1 protein-coding gene is annotated in these 557 nt (G+C 33.0%); it reads left to right on the plus strand.

Annotated features, from left to right (window positions below; genetic code table 11):
- Positions 1-557: restriction endonuclease subunit S (locus EWZ81_RS02520; RefSeq protein WP_205250217.1), on the plus strand; the 557-nt coding region annotated here is incomplete at both ends.

The following is a 557-nucleotide window of genomic DNA, read 5'->3' on the forward strand; positions in this document are numbered from 1 at the left end:
CTATTGAGCCAAAGAAAACGCTTGAAAGGCTTCAATCAAGCTTGGCAAAGAGTAAGGCTTGGGACTTATAAATATAGGCGAGGTTCTTTTCCGCAACCTTATGGCAATCCACAATGGTATAGTGATAATGGTATGCCATTTGTGCAAGTTTATGATGTGGGTGAAAATTTTAAGCTTAACCAAAAAACCAAACAAAAAATCAGCAAAATTGCACAACCCATGAGCGTTTTTGTTCCAAAAAATAGCGTGATTATCACCCTACAAGGGACAATCGGTAGAGTTGCTTTAACACAATATGATTGTTATTGTGATAGAACAATTTTAATTTTTGATAACAATACGCTTAATGATGTAAATAAATATTTTTTTGTTTTAAGTCTTTTTACAAAATTTGAAGAAGAAAAAAGAAAAGCAGATGGAAGCATTATTAAAACAATTACTAAGCAAACTTTAAAAGACTTTGAAATCCTTTTACCCCCCCTAAACGAACAAGCCGCTATCGCTAACATTTTAAGCGCTTTGGATAATGAGATCAAAAGCCTTAAAAACAAAAAACG

This window comes from Helicobacter pylori, assembly GCF_011140715.1.
GTDB classification, from domain to species: Bacteria; Campylobacterota; Campylobacteria; order Campylobacterales; family Helicobacteraceae; genus Helicobacter; species Helicobacter pylori_DA.